The 22,222-nt window shown below is 31.1% G+C and carries 24 protein-coding genes; 10 read left to right on the plus strand and 14 right to left on the minus strand.

The genetic code is table 11. The features are described 5' to 3' along the window. Positions 1-140 precede the first annotated feature (140 nt). Complete coding sequence (locus CLCY_RS11420; protein ID WP_048571279.1) at positions 141-863, plus strand: HAD-IB family hydrolase; 723 nt, start codon at positions 141-143, stop codon at positions 861-863. Positions 864-1,035: 172 nt separating this feature from the next. Then, positions 1,036-2,190, plus strand: a complete 1,155-nt coding sequence (locus tag CLCY_RS11425; RefSeq protein ID WP_048571280.1) for an aminotransferase class V-fold PLP-dependent enzyme — start codon at positions 1,036-1,038, stop codon at positions 2,188-2,190. A gap of 45 nt (positions 2,191-2,235) precedes the next feature. Here CLCY_RS11425 and CLCY_RS11430 read toward each other — a convergent pair whose 3' ends face one another. From CLCY_RS11430 to CLCY_RS11440, 3 genes are read right to left on the minus strand one after another with little or no spacing between them, the layout of a single operon-like run. After that, positions 2,236-2,415 (minus strand): hypothetical protein, encoded by a 180-nt coding sequence (locus tag CLCY_RS11430; RefSeq protein ID WP_048571281.1) that lies wholly within the window; start codon positions 2,413-2,415, stop codon positions 2,236-2,238. A gap of 57 nt (positions 2,416-2,472) precedes the next feature. Beyond that, positions 2,473-3,618 carry a tRNA uracil 4-sulfurtransferase ThiI gene (gene thiI / locus CLCY_RS11435; RefSeq protein ID WP_048571282.1) on the minus strand — a complete coding sequence of 382 codons (1,146 nt, stop codon included), beginning with the start codon at positions 3,616-3,618 and terminating at the stop codon, positions 2,473-2,475. Continuing rightward, complete coding sequence (locus tag CLCY_RS11440) at positions 3,618-4,760, minus strand: cysteine desulfurase family protein (protein WP_048571283.1); 1,143 nt, start codon at positions 4,758-4,760, stop codon at positions 3,618-3,620. The genes thiI and CLCY_RS11440 overlap by 1 nt, the downstream gene beginning before the upstream one ends. Before the next feature lie 184 nt (positions 4,761-4,944). Here CLCY_RS11440 and iadA point away from each other — a divergent pair, with 184 nt between their 5' ends. From iadA to CLCY_RS13390, 3 genes are all read left to right on the plus strand, one after another. After that, positions 4,945-6,105: a beta-aspartyl-peptidase gene (gene iadA, locus CLCY_RS11445; protein ID WP_048571284.1), complete on the plus strand. Its 1,161-nt coding sequence runs from the start codon at positions 4,945-4,947 to the stop codon at positions 6,103-6,105. A gap of 136 nt (positions 6,106-6,241) precedes the next feature. Then, positions 6,242-6,685, plus strand: coding sequence for a cell wall hydrolase (locus tag CLCY_RS11450; protein WP_048571285.1), 444 nt, complete (start codon positions 6,242-6,244; stop codon positions 6,683-6,685). A 15-nt stretch (positions 6,686-6,700) separates the two neighbouring features. Beyond that, on the plus strand, positions 6,701-7,294 hold the full coding sequence (locus CLCY_RS13390) for a hypothetical protein (protein ID WP_053083321.1): 594 nt from the start codon (positions 6,701-6,703) through the stop codon (positions 7,292-7,294). A 32-nt stretch (positions 7,295-7,326) separates the two neighbouring features. Here the strand turns inward: CLCY_RS13390 and lysA are convergent, their stop codons facing one another. Genes lysA through CLCY_RS11470 form a run of 3 tightly spaced genes read right to left on the minus strand, consistent with a single transcriptional unit; the run spans position 7,327 to position 9,858 of the window. Next, complete coding sequence (gene lysA / locus CLCY_RS11460) at positions 7,327-8,616, minus strand: diaminopimelate decarboxylase (protein ID WP_048571286.1); 1,290 nt, start codon at positions 8,614-8,616, stop codon at positions 7,327-7,329. A 55-nt stretch (positions 8,617-8,671) separates the two neighbouring features. Next, complete coding sequence (locus CLCY_RS11465) at positions 8,672-9,022, minus strand: DUF1634 domain-containing protein (protein ID WP_048571287.1); 351 nt, start codon at positions 9,020-9,022, stop codon at positions 8,672-8,674. 2 nt (positions 9,023-9,024) lie between these two features. Further along, on the minus strand, positions 9,025-9,858 hold the full coding sequence (locus CLCY_RS11470) for a sulfite exporter TauE/SafE family protein (protein WP_048571288.1): 834 nt from the start codon (positions 9,856-9,858) through the stop codon (positions 9,025-9,027). A 206-nt stretch (positions 9,859-10,064) separates the two neighbouring features. On the opposite strand from CLCY_RS11470, the gene CLCY_RS11475 reads away from it, so the two are divergent. Together CLCY_RS11475 and CLCY_RS11480 are read left to right on the plus strand one after the other, a co-directional pair. Then, positions 10,065-11,117: a hypothetical protein gene (locus tag CLCY_RS11475; protein WP_048571289.1), complete on the plus strand. Its 1,053-nt coding sequence runs from the start codon at positions 10,065-10,067 to the stop codon at positions 11,115-11,117. A gap of 138 nt (positions 11,118-11,255) precedes the next feature. Further along, a complete protein-coding gene (locus tag CLCY_RS11480) occupies positions 11,256-12,695 on the plus strand; it encodes a L,D-transpeptidase family protein (protein ID WP_048571290.1) in 1,440 nt (479 codons plus the stop codon). Between the two features lie 29 nt (positions 12,696-12,724). Here the strand turns inward: CLCY_RS11480 and CLCY_RS11485 are convergent, their stop codons facing one another. Then, entirely contained in the window at positions 12,725-12,988 is a 264-nt protein-coding gene (locus tag CLCY_RS11485) for a hypothetical protein (protein WP_048571291.1), read from the minus strand. Between the two features lie 219 nt (positions 12,989-13,207). Here CLCY_RS11485 and tyrS point away from each other — a divergent pair, with 219 nt between their 5' ends. Then, entirely contained in the window at positions 13,208-14,425 is a 1,218-nt protein-coding gene (tyrS, locus tag CLCY_RS11490; RefSeq protein ID WP_048571292.1) for a tyrosine--tRNA ligase, read from the plus strand. A gap of 49 nt (positions 14,426-14,474) precedes the next feature. Here tyrS and CLCY_RS11495 read toward each other — a convergent pair whose 3' ends face one another. The 5 genes from CLCY_RS11495 to queD all read right to left on the minus strand — a co-directional run bounded on the left by CLCY_RS11495 (position 14,475) and on the right by queD (position 18,875). Further along, entirely contained in the window at positions 14,475-16,337 is a 1,863-nt protein-coding gene (locus tag CLCY_RS11495; RefSeq protein ID WP_048571293.1) for an LTA synthase family protein, read from the minus strand. An 89-nt stretch (positions 16,338-16,426) separates the two neighbouring features. Beyond that, positions 16,427-16,885, minus strand: coding sequence for a 2-amino-4-hydroxy-6-hydroxymethyldihydropteridine diphosphokinase (gene folK / locus CLCY_RS11500; protein ID WP_048571294.1), 459 nt, complete (start codon positions 16,883-16,885; stop codon positions 16,427-16,429). Then, a complete protein-coding gene (folP, locus tag CLCY_RS11505; protein WP_152668163.1) occupies positions 16,878-17,723 on the minus strand; it encodes a dihydropteroate synthase in 846 nt (281 codons plus the stop codon). The genes folK and folP overlap by 8 nt, the downstream gene beginning before the upstream one ends. An 18-nt stretch (positions 17,724-17,741) precedes the next feature. Then, positions 17,742-18,518 (minus strand): GTP cyclohydrolase FolE2, encoded by a 777-nt coding sequence (folE2, locus tag CLCY_RS11510; RefSeq protein WP_048571295.1) that lies wholly within the window; start codon positions 18,516-18,518, stop codon positions 17,742-17,744. Between the two features lie 3 nt (positions 18,519-18,521). Further along, positions 18,522-18,875 (minus strand): 6-carboxytetrahydropterin synthase QueD, encoded by a 354-nt coding sequence (gene queD, locus CLCY_RS11515; protein ID WP_048571296.1) that lies wholly within the window; start codon positions 18,873-18,875, stop codon positions 18,522-18,524. A gap of 468 nt (positions 18,876-19,343) precedes the next feature. On the opposite strand from queD, the gene CLCY_RS11520 reads away from it, so the two are divergent. Together CLCY_RS11520 and CLCY_RS11525 are read left to right on the plus strand one after the other, a co-directional pair. Further along, the gene (locus tag CLCY_RS11520) at positions 19,344-19,499 is read left to right on the plus strand and encodes a zinc-ribbon domain-containing protein (RefSeq protein WP_048571297.1); all 156 of its coding nucleotides are present in this window, start codon (positions 19,344-19,346) and stop codon (positions 19,497-19,499) included. A 145-nt stretch (positions 19,500-19,644) separates the two neighbouring features. Continuing rightward, on the plus strand, positions 19,645-20,076 hold the full coding sequence (locus CLCY_RS11525; protein WP_048571298.1) for a DMT family transporter: 432 nt from the start codon (positions 19,645-19,647) through the stop codon (positions 20,074-20,076). A 37-nt stretch (positions 20,077-20,113) separates the two neighbouring features. Here the strand turns inward: CLCY_RS11525 and mnmA are convergent, their stop codons facing one another. Further along, entirely contained in the window at positions 20,114-21,235 is a 1,122-nt protein-coding gene (gene mnmA / locus CLCY_RS11530; RefSeq protein WP_048571299.1) for a tRNA 2-thiouridine(34) synthase MnmA, read from the minus strand. Positions 21,236-21,521: 286 nt separating this feature from the next. Beyond that, complete coding sequence (locus CLCY_RS11535; protein WP_048571300.1) at positions 21,522-22,133, minus strand: nucleotidyltransferase family protein; 612 nt, start codon at positions 22,131-22,133, stop codon at positions 21,522-21,524. Positions 22,134-22,222 lie beyond the last annotated feature (89 nt).

Consider the following 22,222-nt stretch of genomic DNA (forward strand, 5'->3'; position numbering starts at 1 on the left):
CACTTTTGCCGCCTAAAAATTTAGGCGGCTTTTCACTAGGTTTATTCCATGTTAAAAAAACTTAATTTTTAAAATATTATTACTTTTAAATATAACTTTTGTAATATAATATAAATAAGAACTTATAGGAGGTTATCACTATGAGCAATATAGCCGCATTTTTTGATATTGATGGGACTCTTTATAGAGAGGGTCTTATTACAGAGGTATTTAAAAAACTTATCAAGTACGAAATAATAGAATCTGAAAGATGGTATAAGGAGGTTAGGCCTGAATACCAAAAATGGGATAGAAGACTTGGAGTCTATGATGATTATCTACTCAAAATGGCTGATATTTATATAGATGCTATAAAGGGATTACATAAATCTCATGTAGAATTTATTGCAAAAAGGGTAGTAAATCAAAAGGGAGATAGAGTTTATAAATACACAAGGGACATGATTAAGTGGCATAAATCACAGGGACATATTGTAATTACAATTTCAGGGAGTCCTGAGGAACTTGTTCGTGAAATGTCTAAAAAACATGGTTTTGATGACTATAGAGGTACCAAATACCTACTTAAAGATGATATGTACACCGGAGAATGTCTCCCTATGTGGGATAGCATAAATAAACATAAATCTATATTCTCTCTTAAGGAAAAATATGATTTAGACCTTTCTAAAAGCTATGCTTATGGCGATACCAGTGGTGACTTTTCAATGTTTGAACTAGTTGGGCATCCTACATGCATCAATGCTACCCGTGAACTATTAGGTAAAGTTTTAAATGATGATGATGTGAGGAAGAAAGTAAACATTATCGTAGAAAGAAAAGATGTTATATATAGGTTAAAACCAGATGAACTTCATATATAAACATAAAGGGGACGATTTGTCCCCTTTATAGATATTATGGATACCTATTTAAGACTTTTATAAATTTTTGTATAATGAGTATATAATATTATGTATTATATACTCATTATGGTAAAAAGTAATGTAATTACCTATGATAAACTATATAAACACTTAACTTAGGAGGATAACGATGAAAAAAGTTTACTTAGACAATGCTGCAACAACCTTCCCAAAAGCTCCAGGAGTTGCAGAGGCTATGTCTGATTACATATTAAATGTTGGAAGCAACGTTGGACGTGGAAGTTATGAAAGCTCCTACTCTGCTGGTCAAATCGTTTATGAAACACGTGAATTATTATGTGAAATGTTTAATTTTAATGATCCTTTAAATGCTGTATTTACATCGAACATAACTCAAAGCTTAAATATGATAACAAGGGGATACTTAAAACCAGGTGATCATGTTATTATTTCATCAATGGAACACAATGCTGTAGTAAGGCCACTTGTGTCTCTTCAAAAAATAGGTGTGGAATTTGATAAGGTTATGTGTGATAGTGAAGGAAAGCTTAACCCTAGTGACATTGAACCTTTGATTAAACCTAATACTAAAATGCTTATAATGACACATGCATCAAACGTATGTGGAACTATTCTCCCACTTGAGGAAGTTGGTCTTATATGTAAAAAACATAATATATACTTTGTTGTAGACTCTGCTCAAACAGCAGGGGTTATTCCAATCGATTTTGAAAAATTCAATCTTAGTGCCTTAACTTTTACAGGACATAAAGGTCTTCTTGGACCTCAAGGAATAGGTGGTTTTCTAATAGATATGGACTTTGCAAATGAGGTTAGCTCTATTTATGAAGGTGGAACTGGAAGCTTATCAGAATCTGAAACTCAACCAGATTATATGCCTGATAAATTTGAATCAGGAACTTTAAATATACCTGGTATATATGGTCTTAACGCGTCACTTAAGTATGTTAACAGCTATGGCCTAAGTGCTATTGAGGAAAAAGAAAAAGAACTTTCATCTTTATTTATTAATGATGTCTTATCTATAAATAGCGCAAAAATAGCAGGTATTAAGGGGACTGATGGTAGAACATCCACTGTTTCTATAAACTTTGAGAATTATGATAACTCGGAAATTGCATTTTTACTTGATAAAGAATATGGTATTATGACTAGAGTTGGCCTACACTGTGCTCCTAGTGCACACAAAACACTTGGAACATTTCCTAGCGGAACTGTAAGGTTTAGCTTTGGCCACTTTAATACAATAGATGAAGTTAAGTATACAATAGACAGTATTAATAATGTTTTAAAACTATTATAATAAGCTAAGGGATATTATTATCCCTAGCTTATTATTTTTATGTAACTACTCTATTTCACATAGGTTGTCCATTGGAGACTCTGTTTCTCTACACCATCTTACCCTAATACATAGTCCAATATTTCTCGGGCAAAATCTACATAAACAATCTGATAAATCTCCCATACAGTTTTTCTTCTCAAAGTCAGGACATCTCTTACAATTACTATTAATTATTTTCTTCATTTTTTCATCCCTTCTCTTAAAAATGGCATGAAAACATATGCCTTCATGCCATAATCTTTATAGTCTAATTACTTCTGCATTTTCAATTGCTTCGTTAAGCATTTCTTCTATTCCCTCAACCTTTTCCTCTGAAGATTCTATATCTTCAAGTCTAGGCTTTGTTTTTGGATGCTTTGGAACAAATATAGTACAACAATCTTCATATGGAAGAATTGAGGTTTCATATGTTCCAATTTCACGGCTAATATCTATAATATCTGTTTTATCCATTCCTACAAGTGGTCTAAACACTGGCATTTCTACTACATGGTTTGTAACAAACATACTCTCAAGTGTTTGTGATGCAACCTGCCCTAAACTTTCACCTGTTACAAGCGCAATTCCTCCTTCTTTTTTAGAAATTCTCTCTGCTATCATCATCATATATCTTCTCATAATAATCGTAAGTTCATCGTGTCTGCACTTTTCAATAATATCCATTTGTATTTTTGTAAATGGAACTATATATAGCTTCATACCTGATGTATATTCGGATAGTATTCTTGCAAGTTCAACAACCTTTTCCTTAGCTCTTTCACTTGTATATGGATGGCTATGGAAATATACAGATACTATTTCTAGTCCTCTCTTTGCCATCATATAGCCTGCAACTGGACTATCAATTCCCCCAGAAAGAAGCAGAGCTCCTTTTCCTGCTGATGAGTATGGCATACCTGCAACACCTTTAATTTCCTTAGAATATACATATGCTCTATCTCTAACTTCAACGCGTACAACAATATCTGGTTTATGTACATCAACTGAAAGTTCATTTACATTTGATAGAATTATTCCACCTATTTTTCTTGAAATCTCAAGGGAGTTAAGTGGAAAATTCTTATCTCCTCTTTTCGTTTCTACCTTAAATGTCTTAACTCCTTCCATTTCCTTTAATTGTCTTACTGCTGCTTCCCCTATTAATTCAACTTCCTTTTCAACAACATCTGCAACAGAAACAGAAAGAATACCAAATGTTTTTCTTATTAAGTCAATATGCTCTTCACTATAACCTTCAATGAAAAGTCTTCCTGAATCCTTTTTCATTGAGACTTCTTTTCCTATTTTTCTTTTTATGTTTTTTATAAGTGTATCCTCAAAGTTTCTTCTATTTAGTCCCTTTAAAGTTATTTCACTTGCAAATTTAACAAGTAGTATTTTATTCATTATTTTATCCTCCTCAAAAATGGTAAAACCTTTTTAATTGCATCAATAGTATAATCTATTTCATCAATAGTATTTATATAAGAAAAACTAAACCTTATTGTCCCTTTTATATAAAAATCACTAATCCCTAGTGCAGGAAGAACGTAGTTTCTATCTGATGCTTTTTTTGCTGAACAAGCTGAGCCTGTGGAAACAAATATATTATAATCCTCAAGTGAATGGAGAAGAACTTCTCCCCTTATTCCTCCAAATGATACATTTAAAATATTATTTACATGATTTTCGTCTATTGGGCTATTAATAATAATATCATCTATATCTGATAAACTATTAATAAATCTTTCTTTTAAATCCCTAACCTTTGCAAACTTCTCATCAAATTTATCATAGGTTAATAAGGCAGCGACACCAAAACCTGATATCCCAGGTACATTTTCAGTTCCACTTCTTTGATCTATTTCTTGACCTCCACCTGAGATTAAAGGCTTTATAACTAACCCTTTTTTTATGTATAAAGCTCCAACTCCCTTTGGTCCATGTATTTTATGGGCGCTTAATGACATTAAATCTATATCCATATTCTTAACATCTATTGGAATCTTTCCAAGGGATTGTACTGCATCTACATGTATTTTTGCTTTTTTGCTTTTTTCTCTAACTACTTTTGAGATTTCTTTTATAGGTTGAATAGAACCTATTTCATTATTTACATGCATTACAGAAACAAGTTTTGTATTTCCTTTTATTGAACCCTCTAAAACTTCTATATCTATGATTCCGTAATTATTAATAGGTAATAATGTAACTTCTATACCTTCACTTTCCATCTCACGGACAGTTTGTAGCATGCTTTTATGTTCAACACTGGAAATTATAACATGATCTCCTTTTTTTACTAATCCTTTAACAGCAGTATTATTAGATTCACTTCCTCCCGAAGTAAAAATAATTTCTTGTGCTGCCGCCCCTATAAGTTTTGCAACCCTTTCGCGGGCTATTTTTATTTTTTTCTCTGCTTCAATTCCTAGTTTATATGCCGAGGATGGATTACCATAGAAATTTTCTAAACAATCTACTACTTCAGCTATAACTTCTTTATGTGGTTTTGTCGTAGCACTATTATCAAAATATACTATATTCATTTCTTCGCTCCCTAAAATATACTCTTAAGTATTCACTTAACTATTATAATTGAAAAAGTCACTTTTTTGTATGCTTATTATTATTATTTTCTACATATTTCATAGTATTTATAATGTTTTAAAATATAATTCCTGGGGAAACTAAATTAATGGATTTCTTTTTAAACTTTTAGGAGGTGAAAAGATGTTACTAATTAAGAATATTAATATATATTCCCCTACTTCACTTGGTAAGAAAGATATTCTAATTTGTTATGATAAAATTCTATATATCTCTGAAGATATTAAAATTCCAGAAAATTTTCCAGATTGTAAGACTATTGATGGAAGTAATTTCACCGCACTTCCTGGTATTGTTGACTTACATGTTCATATAGCTGGAGCAGGTGGGGAAGGGGGTTTTTCTAGTAGGACCCCAGAAATGACGCTTAGTAATCTTACTCTAAATGGAATCACTACATGCGTAGGACTTCTTGGTACTGATGGTTCTACAAGAAGTATGGGTAACCTTCTTGCTAAGGCTAACTCCCTTGATGAAGAAGGTATAACTACTTATATTTGGACCGGGTCCTATCAAATCCCAACCAGAACACTAACCTCTAGTGCTAGAGGTGATATTATCTTTGTAGATAAAATTATAGGTATTGGAGAAATTGCAATATCTGATCATAGAGGTAGTCATCCATCTGATTATGACTTAATCCATCTCGCAAGTGAAGCAAGAGTTGGTGGTCTAATTTCAGGTAAATGTGGAATTACTCATATACACATAGGAGATGGAAGATCAATGATTGACCCACTAAAACACCTTGTAGAAAGCTCTGAGATACCACTTTACAATATACTTCCAACCCATATAAATAGAAACTCAAAGCTTTTTAAAGAATGTATTGATTATTGTAAACTAGGAGGATATGTTGATATAACTACTGGAATAAGGCCAAATGGTGATGATGTTGTTGATCCAACAACTTCTTATAGAGCACTTTTAGATGAAGGATGCAATATAGAAAATATAACTATGAGCTCCGACTCTGGAGGAAGTATGCCTATTTTCAATGAAAGTGGAAAATTAGAAGATCTTACAATTGGACTTCCATCAACTAACCTTGAGGTCTTTAGAGATCTTGTTCGTGATGGAATGAGTATAGATAAGGCAATTATACCCCTAACCTCAAATCCTTCAAAACTACTAAAACTTCTTGATAAAGGCCATATCAAAGAAGGATTCTCTGCAGATATAATGCTTCTTGATAAAGATTACAACCTCCACACCCTAATATCAAGGGGAAAAATAATGGTGGAAAATTATAAAGCAGTTGTAAAGGGTAAGTTTGAAGCCTAACTACCTATTATGTCTAATTAAAATATTATTTAAAGTTAAATTCTAAGGGAGAAGTTTTTCTCCTTTTTATTTTTTTGGAACATTTTTAATTCTTTTTGTATATATTATAGAGATGAATCTTTGTGAGGTGAACAACATGCCCTTAAGCGCCAGGGAGCTTTTCGCAAGAATGCTAAAATGCGAAGCAGATGGAGAAGGTGACAATGGAATGAAAGCAGTTGCCTCTGTAATAATGAATAGGGTAAATGCTTCTGGTGGTGAATATCTAAGAGTTAATCAAGGAGACCTTAGAAAAGTTCTACTTCAACCTTATCAATTTACCTGTGCTTTAACTACGGTAAATGGTATTCCAAATCCTCAAAACATATATAATATGGCTCCAGACCAAAAACATTATGACATTGTAGACTGGGCTTTAGCTAATAATAAGGTCTATGGCACTGGAACAGCACTTTGGTATTATAACCCTTTTAGTCCTGAATGCGCCACATATTTCCCTAGAAACCAAAGTGGTGTATTTGCGACTAGAATTGTTCAACATTGTTTTTATGACCCAACACCTAAATACTTTACTACTTAATTTTAGGAGGTATATATGTCAATTAATAACAATTTCTTTCAAGATGAAATTTTCGATACTGAGAGCTTTGAAAGCTCATACTATTTCCCACCAGTTTTTTCCTCATCAGATGATATAGTATCAGATGATGTATTTGATCAATTTAGAGGTGATAGCTTCATAGACTCTTCAATTGAATCTGATTTCGAGAGACTTGATTTAGGCGCTACTGTTGGCACAGATATTCCTACTGGTACAGGTGCTGGTGCTATGGGTACTGGTGCTATGGGTACTGGTACTATGGGTGCTGGTACTAATGCAGGTTCATCCCTAATCGGACTTGGAGTAAATCCTGCAACCTCACAAGGACAGCCAACAACACCTTTTGATCAGGGCATGATACAATCCTATTTAAGAACACAAATAGGGAGAATAGTTAGAGTAGAATTCTTAATAGGAACAAACCTTTTAACTGATAGAACAGGGGTATTAAATGAAGTTGGAATAAACTATATAATTTTAACTGATGCTTCAGGAGCAAAAGTTATGGCTGACCTTTATGCTATTAAATTTGTTACAACTGCAGCACAACAAGCCCCAGGATTTACATTACCATCTCAAAGGCCATAAAAAATAGGCACCTAATTTAGGTGCCTATTACTTTATATATCATTTCTTATTATATCTTCATATGTTTCTCTTTTAACTATAAGTCTAGATGTGCCTTCTTTAACCATTACAACTGCTGGCTTTGGTAATCTGTTATAGTTGCTAGACATTGAATAATTATATGCTCCAGTACTTAATATTCCTATATGGTCGCCACTTTTTCTTTCTGGAAGTGAAATTTTATTTATTAGTATATCACCTGACTCACAGCATTTCCCTGCTACTGTTACATTCTCCTCTTCTCTATCAGCATTTTCAATTGCCACAGCTAAGTACTCTGCTCCATAAAGAGGTGGTCTTGGATTATCAGTCATTCCACCATCTACACTAATGTACTTTCTAACACCTTCTATGTTTTTAATAGCACCTACTGTATATAGAGTAACCCCAGCTTCTCCAACTACCCATCTACCTGGCTCAATAATAATCATTGGTCTTTTAAGGCCATTTTCCTTAAACTCTCTATCCACTTCACTATTCATAAGGTCAGTGAAATAAGAAACATCTAGTCTAGTATCCGACTCTGTATAGAAAATTCCAAATCCTCCACCTAGATTAATTTCATTAATTTCTATGTTGAACATATCAGTTAATTTTCTATATAGCTTAGCTAGAACGCTAACTTCCTTCTTAAAAACTTCATTTTCTAGAAGCTGTGAACCTACATGTGCATGTATACCTCTAAAATTTACATACTCAGCCTTAAGAAGCATTTCTACTGCCTTCTCAAGACTTCCATCATTAAGGGAAAATCCGAATTTAGAGTCTTCATGTCCTGTTTTAATGAAATCATGAGTATCCCCCTCAACGCCTGGAGCAACTCTAACCATAACTCCTGTTTTCTTTTTCTTTTCATTAGATATTCTTATAACATTTTCAACATCATAAAAGTTATCAATAATTACCCTTCCGACTCCATATTCGATTGCCATTTCTATTTCCTGTGGTGATTTATTGTTACCATGGAAAACTACATTTTCCATTGGAAAATCTACCGATTTTGCAGTATACATTTCTCCTCCTGAGACAACATCAATACCAAGTCCCTGTGATTTAATAAGTCTGTACATTGCTTTATTAGAAAAGGCCTTACTTGCATATACTGCAAATCCACCATGCTTTTCAATATGATTTTCTCTTATTTGAGTACATCTATTAATAATATCACTTTCATTCATAACATAAAGTGGACTTCCATATTCCTTTAATAAATCTAAGGAATTGCATCCTTCGATTTCTAGTATCCCATTTTTATCTCTTGTTAAAAACTCATAACCAAACATAATTTATCCCCCTAAAATACATCTACCTGTTACTTTTGTATATATTTCTATCATATTATTTTACATAAAGTCCTACAAAAAAGCTAGATAAGAGAATTATTAAAACTAAACTTGTTATCTTAACGTATATATAATCCTTTTCTAGCAAAAACACAAAAATACTTATAAAAACTCTTAAAACAGGAGTTATTATTAATATCAAAAGACCTAGTAAAATTATAAAATATGGCTCAGCATTTATGACACCATTAAAAACTTCCAAAAATGTTTTAGGGTATAGGTTTGTATATCCAGTATCACCCTTTACATATAACATAATAAATCCAATTGTTATTAAGATTGAACTAACAATAACTCCAACTCTTAAAAGCTTTACTATTAATTCTTCTGCATTTCTTCCCTTCATTATTATAGTGCCCCCAATCCTTTTAAAATCATTTCTACAGAGACATATATTAAAATAGGAATAAATATCTTTCTTAGTGTTTTACTACTAAGCCTTTGCATAACTCTTGCCCCTATCATTGCACCTAAAAGCACTCCTAATGCTACAGGCCCTGCAATTAAAGGATCAATATCTCCTCTAAAAAAATATATAAAAGCACTTGCTGCTGCTGTCACACCCATCATAAAATTACTTGTTGCAGATGATACCTTAAGAGGAAGCTTCATAAATGTATCCATAGCTATAACCTTAAAACTCCCACTGCCTATTCCTAAAAGTCCTGATGCAATACCTGCACCAAACATTATGGAAAACCCTGAATATATGTTAGTTGCAGAGTACTTTATGCTCTTTTTTAAGGATTTATCATAATACTCACCCATCAAACTATACTTCTTAGCTATCTTATTTTCTACTAAATCTCTTTGAACACTATCATTTTTATTCTTTATCATATTAATAGCTGAATACATTAATAGTAAACTAAATACTACATATAATACGGTCGCAGGTAAAAAACCAGTTAATAATGCTCCTAAAATTCCACCTATAGTTGTAGCAACCTCAAGAAACATACCTATTCTTATATTAGTTATCTTATCCCTTATATAGGCTATAGCGGACCCTGTTGATGTTGCAATAACAGATATTAAACTTGCCCCAATTGCATATTTAATATCTACTCCAAATAAAAGTGTTAAAGCCGGTGTTATTATAAGTCCTCCACCAAGTCCTAAAAGTGAACCTATGATCCCTGCAAGTATACTTATGAAAAATATCTCTATGTATATTATCATATTGTAACCACTTCCTTAATTTATAAATTATATTTAAAATTATAACATAACTTTTAATTTTCATTAACTTCAACAATAGTTTTGCAATTTATGCCATTTTTTCTCCTTGTTATCCATCAATATTACATATATAATTATAATTATAGTCTATTTTTAAATTTAATTAGACATAATATACAAAACATTTATTTAAGGGGTACTCTAACATGGGAATATTTAGTTTATTATTTCGCAAAAATGATTCATTAACACAGGATGAAAACCTTAAAATAGAAACCGTTGAAACAGTATCAAGTAAAATAGAAGTTGTCTACCCTAGTGGCATGCTATATAAATCTATAGATAGTTACATTCCAAATGTCGATATTATGGAAGTTGCTGTTCCACTCGCTATGGATATATTTAAAGAGGAATACACTGTTTACTCTACAGAGAAACTTTTAAGTAGTATGTTTTATAATTTAGAACTAAACCTTTCACTTAGAAAAGAAATATATCTTTTATCTACTGGTAATACCATAAATTTAGAAAATTTTAGGTCAATAGCATCTACTGAACTCTCTTTAGTAGATAATTCTTTCATAAATAGAATTATAAATAATGAAATTACTTCATATACATACGCTAAACTAAGACAGGTTATATCAGGTACCTTTAAAACAGCAGGAAAAACTGATCCTTATTTTAGTATAATGAATGATGTATTTATAGAGTATATTGAGGAACACAAGGATATTGATAATCTTGTTACTAAATTAAGCACAGAGAAATCTTTAAATGTTGAAGACTTAGAATTTCCAAGCAAGGTACTATTTATAAGTGAACCTAATTCTACTGTACCTTCACTTGATATAATGTATATATCTCAGTTAAAGCTTAAAAACTTACTTGCCAAAATATATAACTTTAATTCTGTCTCTAGTATTTTATCTAAAATAATTTATACTCTTCATACTAATATACAAAATAGGCTTAATTCCTATGAAGACAATATAAGCTATATTGATTATCTAGATGAAATAAAAAAGTCAATTGAAGAATTAGACTTAAAGCTTATTGAAATGATAAAATTAGGAAAAATTGATGAAACAACATACTTAACTCTTCAAAATGTCTTAGTAGATACCTTTCTTGATGCAAAAACCTATGACTTATACATGGAAGCCATATCTACTATGATTAATCTCCATGTTGAAAAGAATAGTTTCTTCAAAGAATATATAAGATCAAAAGTATGTGATTTTTTTAGTGATATATAATGTGGCATAAATTCCCTATAGCCTTGACTATAGGGAATTTTTTATGTTAACAATATTTTTTATCGATTGTAACAATTTCGAAACATTTTAGTGTAAAATTAAGATTATTATGTATATATTAACGTGGGAGGTAATAATATGAATAACAAGAAATTATCTAAAATTATTGGATTTGTATGTAGCTTTTTATTAGCTTTTTCACTACTTACACCAATGACTGTAAATGCAGAAACTGATCAAGTATCTTCAGGAACTGCTTCTTCTGAAAGTACTACATCAGAACCTACTTCAGGACCTACTTTACCTGAAGATACTACAAAGCCAACTGAAATTATAATTAAATCACTTAAATGTGATAAAACTGGAACTATTTCACCAAATACTAATGTTACTTGGACATTAGATGCTACTGGTGAAAACCTTACATATAAATTTGACCTTTACAAGGATTCAAAACTTATATCAACTAAGGAGAGTGAAAGCAATATTTTCTCTTCTATACTTACAGATATAGATACATACTATGTTAATGTAACGGTAACTGATGCTAATGGAAAAACTGTTAGCCAAAAATCTGACAATATTATTGTGAAAAAACCTTATGTTCCTGCTACTATTAAATCTGTAGTAGGAAGTGCTTCATCTTTAAAGGTAGGCGAAACAATAAAGTGGACAAGTAATGCTACGGGAGACTCTCTAAAATATAAATGGGAAATTTATAAGGATAATAAGAAGATATATACTTCAACTGAATCTGTATCAAATTACATAACTTATAAGATACCTCAAGCAGGAAAGTATAAAGTATTATCAATAGTTAAGGATATACAAGGTACTATAGTTACAAAGTACTCTGCTGAAGTTACTGCAGTAGCCCCAGCACCACCTAAACCACCATCAGTTGATAAATTAGTTAAATCATCAGCAGTATATGCTACATTAACTAAAAGTGGAAAATTAACATCATCACCTAATTCTTCATCAGCTGTTGTTAGTCTATCTAAAGGTAGCAAAGTTGAAATTTTAAGTGATAAAGGTGGTAAATGGTATAACGTTCGTGATACAAGATCAGGTAAAAGAGGATGGATATCATCATCATACCTTTCAATACCAAGGGATCCAGCTACTAATAAAAATAGATTATCAAAGGCTCAACTTGAGCAATATGTAAACAGCAAAGGATTTTCAAGTGGTACTAAGTATTTTATATGGGTTGATATAGATAGACAACTTACAAATATATTCACTGGTAAAAAGGGATCATATAGTCTAGTTAAGTCTATACAATGTGCAACTGGTAAAAACAGAACTCCTACCACAAGAGGAACATTTACAGTAAGTAATCGTGGTGCATGGTTTACTGCACCATCTAACCCAAGTGTTGGAGCAAAGTATTTCGTAAGATTTAATGGTTCATATCTATTCCACTCTACTCTTTATAGCTCAAGCAATAAAAATAAAGCTGTAGATTCAAGAGTAGGGGTTAGACTATCTAGTGGATGCATACGTCTTCCTGTAAATGAAGCAAAATGGATATATGATAATGTAGGTGCTGGAACTAAAGTTTTTGTTAACTAAAAAAGGAAGCCAAATGGCTTCCTTTTTTTCTATTTAACTTCTATAATATCCTTAACATCCTGTCTATAAATATTAATCATATCTCCATCCTTTTCAGGAGTAGAATTAATAATATCATTTACATCCTCTATGTTTTTATCAAAAAGATTTAAGTTTTTCATATTTTTGTAAGCTAAGCTATAAACACCAACTGAATTTAGGCAATCCCATATATCCTTAACTCTGTCTAGGTTATATCCATAAGCAGGGTCATTTTCAAATTCTCTTCCATCTTTAAGTATTATCTTAATCATACTTGTCCTCCTTAAAGTAAAACATACACTAATATACATCAAGTTTATCACTTTTTCTATATTGAGTAAATATTATAAGTTCATAGTAATTACTTTGTATAATATTTATTCTACAATTATACTTATTAATGAAATAAACTTAAATTTGATAATTCTATACATGTTTGATAAAATGTCCTTATGTACAAATGTGTATTTTACCTAATAGGAGGTTTTTAAATGTCTGTATTTGATATATTAAAGGAAAGAGGATACATAGCACAATTAACCCATGAAGAAGAAATTAAAGAATTACTTGAAAAAGAAAAAGTAACTTTTTATATAGGTTTTGACCCTACTGCTGATTCACTTCATGTAGGTCACTTTATAGCTATGATGTTTATGGCTCACATGCAAAGAGAAGGTCATAGACCTATTGCACTAATTGGCGGTGGAACTGCGATGATCGGAGATCCTAGTGGAAGAACGGATATGAGAAATATGCTAACTCACGAAGATATAGATCATAATGTTAGTTGTATAAAAAAACAAATGGAAAAGTTCATAGACTTTACTGATGATAAGGCAATTTTAGTTAACAATGCTGATTGGCTACTTAACCTTAATTATGTAGAGTTTTTAAGAGATATTGGTGTACATTTTTCAGTTAATAGAATGCTTACAGCAGAATGCTTTAAACAAAGACTTGAAAAAGGCCTTTCTTTCTTAGAATTTAACTACATGCTTATGCAAGGATACGATTTCTATGTTCTTAACAAAAAGTACAATTGTAAAATGGAACTAGGTGGAGATGACCAATGGTCAAATATGTTAGCTGGTATGGAACTTATTAGACGTAAAGAAAGTAAAAGTGCCTTTGCAATGACTTGTACTCTTCTTACTAATAGTGAAGGTAAGAAAATGGGTAAAACTCAAAAAGGAGCTCTTTGGCTTGATCCTGAAAAGACTTCTCCATATGAATTTTATCAATATTGGAGAAATGTTGCAGATGCAGATGTTGAAAAATGCCTGTCTCTTTTAACATTTATTCCAATGGACGAAGTTAAAAAGTTATCTTCTCTTGAAGGTTCAGCTATAAATGAAGCTAAAAAGGTACTTGCATTTGAAGTTACTAAACTTATTCATGGAGAAGAAGCTGCAATTACGTCACAAAAGGCTACTGAGGCTTTATTTGAAGGAAGCGGTAATCTTGATAACGTAGAAGCCGTTGAAATTACTTGTGATGATATTGGAAAATCATTACTTGATATACTTGTTTCAACAAAGTTAATACCTTCAAAAAGTGAAGGAAAAAGACTTATAACTCAAGGTGGGCTTTATGCTAATAATGATAAAGTTGAAGACTTTAACTTAAGCCTAACTGAGGATATGTTTAGCGAAGGATACCTACTTATAAGAAGAGGAAAGAAAAAATATAATAAGATTCTATTAAAATAAAATATGAAAATGCTACCTAGATTAATCTAGGTAGCATTTTTATTTATTTTCAATTAAATACTTTTATTAAATTATTTTCTATGATTTTATCTGTGACTGTAAAATACTCGTTCATTTTATCAAAATACTTTTGATAATCCTTTTTATTTAATTCCTTTTTTGTTTTCCTATCATATATCTTATCCTCTGCCTTAACATAAATAACACTATCTGTTACAAAGTTTCCTGCTCTAGTTACTACAAAACCTTCACTTTTATTTAAGAGGTCTTGTCCAAGGGTTACCTTTGTTTTAAATCCAAATAGATTAGCAAGTGTAGGATAAAGGTCGTACTGTCCTGCTACAGAGTCCACATCCCCTTTTAAATTACTACCTGGTATGTGAATCATTGATACTACCTTTTGAGCCTCTTGCCATTCAAACTCTGAAATAGTCTCTTTTCCATATACTACCTTTGCAAGTTGATCTCTCTTATCAGATGATATAGCAGAATGATCCCCATAGATTGCTATTACAGTATTATCATATAGTCCTTCTTTTTTCAGATCATTTAAAAATTGTCCTAATGCTTCATCTGTATACCTAGCAGTTTTTATATAGTCACCAACTAAACTACCCTCATATTCCCCAACATTCATAACATCCTTTAGAGAGTTTTTCTCATCTCTAAAAGAAAAATGACTTGTTAAAGATATCATAAAACCATAAAATGGCTTTGGATATGATTTCAACTTTTCTATATTTTGTCTAAAAAATGACTTATCACTTAATCCAAGAATCTTCACATCATCTATTTTATAGTTTTTCTCACTTTGAAAAGTATCAAATCCAAGAGCCTTATACATTTCTTGTCTATTCCAAAAACCTGGCCTATTTGCATGCATAACAGCAGTATAGTATCCACTTTCTTTTAAAGATTTAGGAAGAGAATTATACTCGTTTTGTGCATACTGATAATATACAGAGCCTTCCCTTGCTGGTAAAAGTGACGTATTAGATAAAAACTCAGCGTCAGATGTTCCTCCTAGTGAGGTTTGGAAATAATAATTCTTGAAGTTTAAACTTTCTTTAGCAAGCTTATTTAAATTAGGAGTTATTTCTACCCCATTTATCTTCTTATTTAAAACAAAGCTTTGGAAAGCTTCAAGCTGAATAACAATAAGATTTTTTCCCTTTGCTATTCCATTATATTTAGGATTATTTAAGCTTGTCTTATTTTTATTTTCAAAAAATGCTTCTACCTGTGCCTTTTCATCCTCGGTTATTGAAGATTTTTTTAGCATATAATTATTAATATATTTATTTATATCAAGAACATGATAATTTAGAAGCCCAACTTCTCTAACAATTGCTTTTTTATCATAAAAGCTATTAAGTATCCCAACTTGCATCTTAGCAAGTCCAATAACGCTTAATGCGGATAACATAAAGCCTATTATAAGCATAGATATAGATGATATTACCCTTTTATTAAACTTTAACTCTCCCCTAGTTATCTCTCTTTTATTCTTAAGATAAAAAGGAATTAAAATAATTAGGTCTAAAATATAAAGTAAGTCAAATATCGTTATAAGATTAAATACACTGTCCTTAACTTCTCCTGTAATTCCAAGCTGCTTTATAAGCCCAATTGTAGTTACATCTAAGAAGTATCTATTGTATACATTGTCTATATAAATAATTAAAGTTACGATTATATTAATCACGAAGAAAATAGGTATTCGAATTCTTTTAGTAAAGAAATATGAAAAACCTAATAAAACTAAAACTGAGCCTAAACACCCTATAATAGTATAAAATGAAAGGCCATTTAGTTTAAGTGTAATATTTGAAGATATAAGCTTTAAAAAGATTATAGATATAAATAAAAGTATATCTAAATTGTTCTTTAGTATTTTTTGTGTAGAGTTCAAAATCTCAGCTCCTTTCAAGCATTTAAAAGTATATTACATACTGAATCCTTGAGTTAAACATAGTACAATATAAAAAGAAGTAGCATATGCTACTTCTTTAAATTTTCTAGTAAATCTCTTATTGTTACATTAAGAAGTGGATGAATCTTATCAGGACAAATATCATTAAGAGGCTCCAAAACAAATTGTCTATTAACCATATCTGTATGTGGAACTTTTAAATCTTCTTCGTCGTGTACTTCATCATTAAACATAAGTATATCAAGATCAATAATTCTAGGTCCCCATCTAATAAGTCTAACTCTTCCTATATCATTTTCTATGTCTAGAAGCGCTTTTAGGGTTTCCCTGCAATTTAAATGAGTTTCAACCTCTATAGCTCCGTTTAAAAAAGGAGGTTGATCTGTATAACCGTATGGCTCTGTTTCATACATTTTAGATTTAGCCGTAATTCTCATACCTCTTTGCTCAATCATTACAAAGGCATCTTCCACTGCTTTATGTCTATCTCCTATGTTGCTTCCAAATGCTATATATGCTTTATTCATTTCTTAATACCTCAGCCATTCTAGCAGCTCTATAATTTTCCAAAACATCATGCACTCTAATCATTTCAATTCCCTTTAAAGCTGCATAACATGTTATTGCCATAGTTCCTTCTAGTCTTTCCTCAGGTGGTAAATTACCAAGTGCTACACCAATAGTAGTTTTTCTTGATACAGCAAGAAGAATAGGCATATCAAATTCATAAAATTCTTCTATTTTCTTCATTGCTTCAATATTATGTTCATATAATTTACCAAACCCTATTCCTGGATCAAGCATTATTTTATCTTCTTTTATTCCTTTAGAGATTGCATAATCTATTCTATCTCTAAAAAACTCCTTCATTTCTTTAACAACATCATCATATTGAGGATTTTGTTGCATATCCTTTGGAGTTCCCTTGATATGCATTATTATTACAGGTACATCATAATCTCTAACAACATCAGCCATCCTATCATCAAATGTAAGACCACTAATATCATTTATAATATCTGCTCCTGCTTTAATTGCTTCCTCAGCTGTTTTTGCTCTATATGTGTCTACAGAAATTAAAACATCTTTATTAACTTTTCTGATTTCTTTAATAAGGGGAACTACTCTTTGTATCTCCTCATCTACATCAACAGGATCAGAACCTGGTTTTGTAGATTCTCCACCTATATCAAGTATATCTGCACCATTTGCTATCATTTCCTTAGCTTTTTCTACAGCTGAGCTTAATGATGAAACTCTTGATTCCTCATAGAAGGAGTTATGGGTAGCATTAAGTATGCCCATTATCTTCATATTATCAAAATTATATACTTTTCCATCTTTTAATGTGATGTTTTTTCTCATCCTAATACATCTCTTTTCCTATAAAGTACAACCTTTTTCTGTGTATGCAAATGCATTGTGGTTATGAATACTTTCTATACTTTCAACATAAGTGCTGTACCAAGTAATTCCCTCATAAGCTTCAAGTCTTGCAGCTGTTTCACGTGCAACGTCTTCAACAAATCTTGGGTTTAGGTATGCTTGTTCAGTTACCCACTTTTCATCTTGTCTCTTAAGTAGAGTAAATATTGGAGAACTTGCACTTTCTTCAGCTATCTTTACAAGGTCTTCAATCCAAATTAGCTTATCCATTTCAATCTTCATCTTAATAATAGCTCTTTGGTTATGCGCTCCAAATTCACTAATTTCCTTTGAACAAGGACAAAGTGTTGTTGCAGGTACTGCTACTTCTAAAATAAACTTAAATCCAGTTTCTACTGAATATTCTGCATCAAAGCAACATTGAACATCATATGGTGCCATTATTCCAGTCACAGGAGAAGCCTTTGTTACAAAGTAATCAAATGCGATTCTACAGTGTCCTGTTTTAGCTTCTAATCTTTCTACTAAGTGTTTTAGCATTTCTTCAAGACCCTTAGGTGAGAATTGTGGAGCTTCTTTAATAACTTCAACAAATCTACTCATATGAGTTCCTCTTTGGTCATGTGGTAGATAAACAGATAAATCCATAGTAGATACTGTTGTTTGCTCTCCTGATGTTTTATCCAGAACCTTAATAGGCCACTTTAAATCATTTATACCTACCTTCTTTAATGCTATGTTTCTCGTATCCTTTTGGCTTTGTACGTCCTTCATGATTTACCCCCTATATATTAGGCCACTAGTTTTAGTTTCCCATATTTCTATTTCAAATAATTTACAATTATCTCTTTTTATTTCATCAACTAGTTCATTCCATACATATTTTGCTATGTTTTCTGCTGTTGGCTGTTCTATAATATCATTTAAATAATAATGGTCTAACTTATCTATTACTTTAGCTTTTACTATTCTCTTAAGCTCAACGAAGTCAAAAACCATATCTTCTTCACCTGGTTCTCCTTCAATCTTCACAATTAACTTATAAGTATGCCCATGTAATCTTTCACATTTACCATGATATTTTACCAAGTTATGTGCAGCATCAAATTCAAACTCTTTTATTAGTATCATAAATTAATTCAACTCCATCTAATTTTATATTTTCCTACACAATTATACAATATACTTATAGAATTATACAAACCTATAAATTTTACTGAATGAATTTTGTAATTTTAACAACTTTATTATATATCATTGCAATAAAACTATCAATTAGAGAATAATATATTTAAATATATATTTTTTTATTTTAATTAGAAATATTTTGTCGAATAATCTATGTCTATATTTTGTCTAATAAAATTCTATATTATTTATACTTTATATATAATCTTTGCAGATATCTATTAATTATTACTAAGATTATTTACATACTTAAAAATATAACAATATTGTTGCCTGAAAATTAAAAAAATGATATAATAATTAAAAATTTTAATTAGGAATTTAACCCGTCTAGACCATGTTTACCCTTCTATTTCGGGAGAATGAGTCTATTGAATCTGGTGAATCCCTAAACTACAGGAGGTATGTAAAATGGCAGACAAGACAATTGTATGCAAAGATTGCTCAAAGGAATTTATCTTCACTGAAGGAGAACAAGCGTTCTACGCAGAAAAAGGATTCGAAAATGAACCTAAGAGATGCCCTGATTGTAGAAGAGCTAAGAAAAACCAAAGTAGAGAATTTTAATTAAATTTGATTTTCAAGGAACCTTTTTAGGTTCCTTTTTTAATGGAATGCTTTAGCTATAGATTTTCATGTTGCATTTTATTCCATATACATATATGTATAAAAACAAGCAGTTTTATTTAGAATAATACCGAGGTGTTTAAATATGATTGGTATTATTTTTTCTATTGTAGCTGGAGCACTTATGAGTTTCCAAGGAGTTTTTAATACTCGTCTAAACGAGAGAATAGGTATTTGGGAAGCAAGTGCATTTGTTCATGGAACTGCACTAATTGTTTCTATTTTAGCTTTACTTTTCGTAGCAAATGGTGACTTTAGAAAGATTGTTGAAGTAGATAAATTATACTTAACAGGTGGTATTATTGGTGCCTTAATAACATTTACAGTTATAAAGGGTGTATCACTACTTGGGCCTACCTGTGCAGTTTCTACAATTTTAGTTGCGCAGCTTTTAACAGCTGCAGCAATTGATAAGTTTACTTTATTTGGAACTGCTCCTGTTGAGTTTGGGTTATCTAAATTTATAGGCGTTGGAATAATGATTATTGGAATTATTATTTTCAAGTGCAAAGGATAATAATATAAATTAAAGCAGCCATTTTGGCTGCTTTAATTTATATTTTTTCTATATATTCTTGAAGATCTCTTTCAGTCTTAAAGTATGCGTCTATAAAACCTCCACCAAGACATTTATCTCCATCATAAAATACAACTGCTTGACCTGGAGTTATAGCCCTTTGTGGTTCATCAAAAATAACTAATGCTGTATCCTTAGTTATAGGTTTTACTTTCACTCCCTGATCTGGCTGTCTATATCTAAACTTAGCAGTAGAGTTAAATTCATTTTCATCTTGGGACTTATTAATCCAGTTTATATCCTTAGCTACTAATCCAAAGGATAATAATAATGGATTATCTTCACCTTGAACAACATATAGGGTATTTGTAGCAAGATTTTTATCTACAACAAACCATGGCTCACCTGCTCCACCTATTCCAAGGCCTTTTCTCTGTCCTAGTGTATAATTCATAAGCCCATAATGTTTTCCCAAAACTTTACCATCTAAACTTTTTATGTTTCCTGGTTTTGCTGGAAGATAATTCGATAAAAACTCTCTAAAGTTCCTCTCTCCTATAAAGCATACCCCTGTACTGTCCTTTTTAGAGGCCGTTTTAAGTCCTGCCTTTGTAGCAATTTCTCTAACTTCCTTTTTCTCAAGATGTCCAATTGGAAACATTGTTTTAGAAAGCTGTTCCTGTGTTAATTCACATAAAAAATATGTTTGATCCTTGTTATTATCCTTACCTCTTATAAGACAGTATTCTCCATCTCTGTTTTCAACTTGGGCATAGTGTCCCATAGCTATGTAGTCTGCTCCTATTTTCATAGCATGATCTAAAAAAGCCTTAAACTTTATTTCCTTATTACACATAACATCTGGATTAGGTGTTCTTCCTTTTTTATACTCTTCAAGGAAGTAAGTAAAAACCCTATCCCAATACTCTTTGACAAAGGTTACGGTATAATATGGTATCCCAATTTGATCACATACAGCTCTTACATCATCATAATCTTCTTCAACTGTACAAACACCATCTTCATTTTTTTCGTCCCAGTTTTTCATGAATATACCTATGACGTCGTATCCTTGCTCCTTTAAAAGAAGTGCTGAAACCGATGAATCTACTCCACCTGACATTCCCACAACAACCTTAATATCCTTCTTATCTTTCATTAGCTTCACCTTCTTACTCAATCTATATTAACAAGCGTAAACTTCATTTTACTCCCTAGTAATCCTTTAATATTATAACATTATACATGAAATTTAAAAATACTTCTTAATTTTAATATAAAATATTGAAATATAGCACATTTTATTTCCTGAGAAATAATTTGTTGCTTTCTGCTAATTTTCTGACAGATAAATAATTTAATTGCTAACACTTATTACATAAACTTATTTTTATCACTATTTATATCTATTTTAACCTTTTAATAATAAAAAAAACAAATAACCATCATATAGTTATTTGTAATTTCTTAATCATATTTTCTTTATTATCTAATACAATTTTCATAACAGAATCGTAGTCCTCCATAGTATCAACATCTTTTAATACTCCAGAATCATTTACATCTATAATTATTGCATATTTACTTCTCACAAAATCTCTTAAACTAGTATAATTACAATTGTTAAGTAAGTCTTCTATCAAATAGCTTTTTATCAAAATTGGATGTCCTTTTCTTTCATTAAACCTTGGAATAACAATATCTGAATCAATCTTTAATATGGCATTGTATGTGTTTTTATTGATTATTGGGTAGTCCCCTGGAGTAAAGAAAAAACGCTCCTTTGTAATATGCCTTACCCCTTCTTTTACAGAACTAAACATTCCATCTCTATAATTCTCATTGTAAACAACCTTAACCTTATTATATCTACTTAGAATCGAGTGTATTTCTTCTATACGATGTCCTCCTACAACGATTATTTTAGAGCAAACATCATACATCCCCTCTATACATCTTTCTATAATAGATTTCCCATCTATATCTAATGACATTTTATAATTGTCACCTGTTCTTGTTGATAAACCAGCGGCTAAAACAATTCCCTCTACTTCCATTTTACATTTTCACCTCAATTTATAATAAATAAAGTGGCTGCCAGTATAATAATGTTTTATCATACTGGCCTTTGCACTTTATCTATTAA

The sequence above is a fragment of the Clostridium cylindrosporum DSM 605 genome (assembly GCF_001047375.1).
In the GTDB taxonomy this organism is placed as follows: Bacteria; Bacillota; Clostridia; order Clostridiales; family Caloramatoraceae; genus Clostridium_AB; species Clostridium_AB cylindrosporum.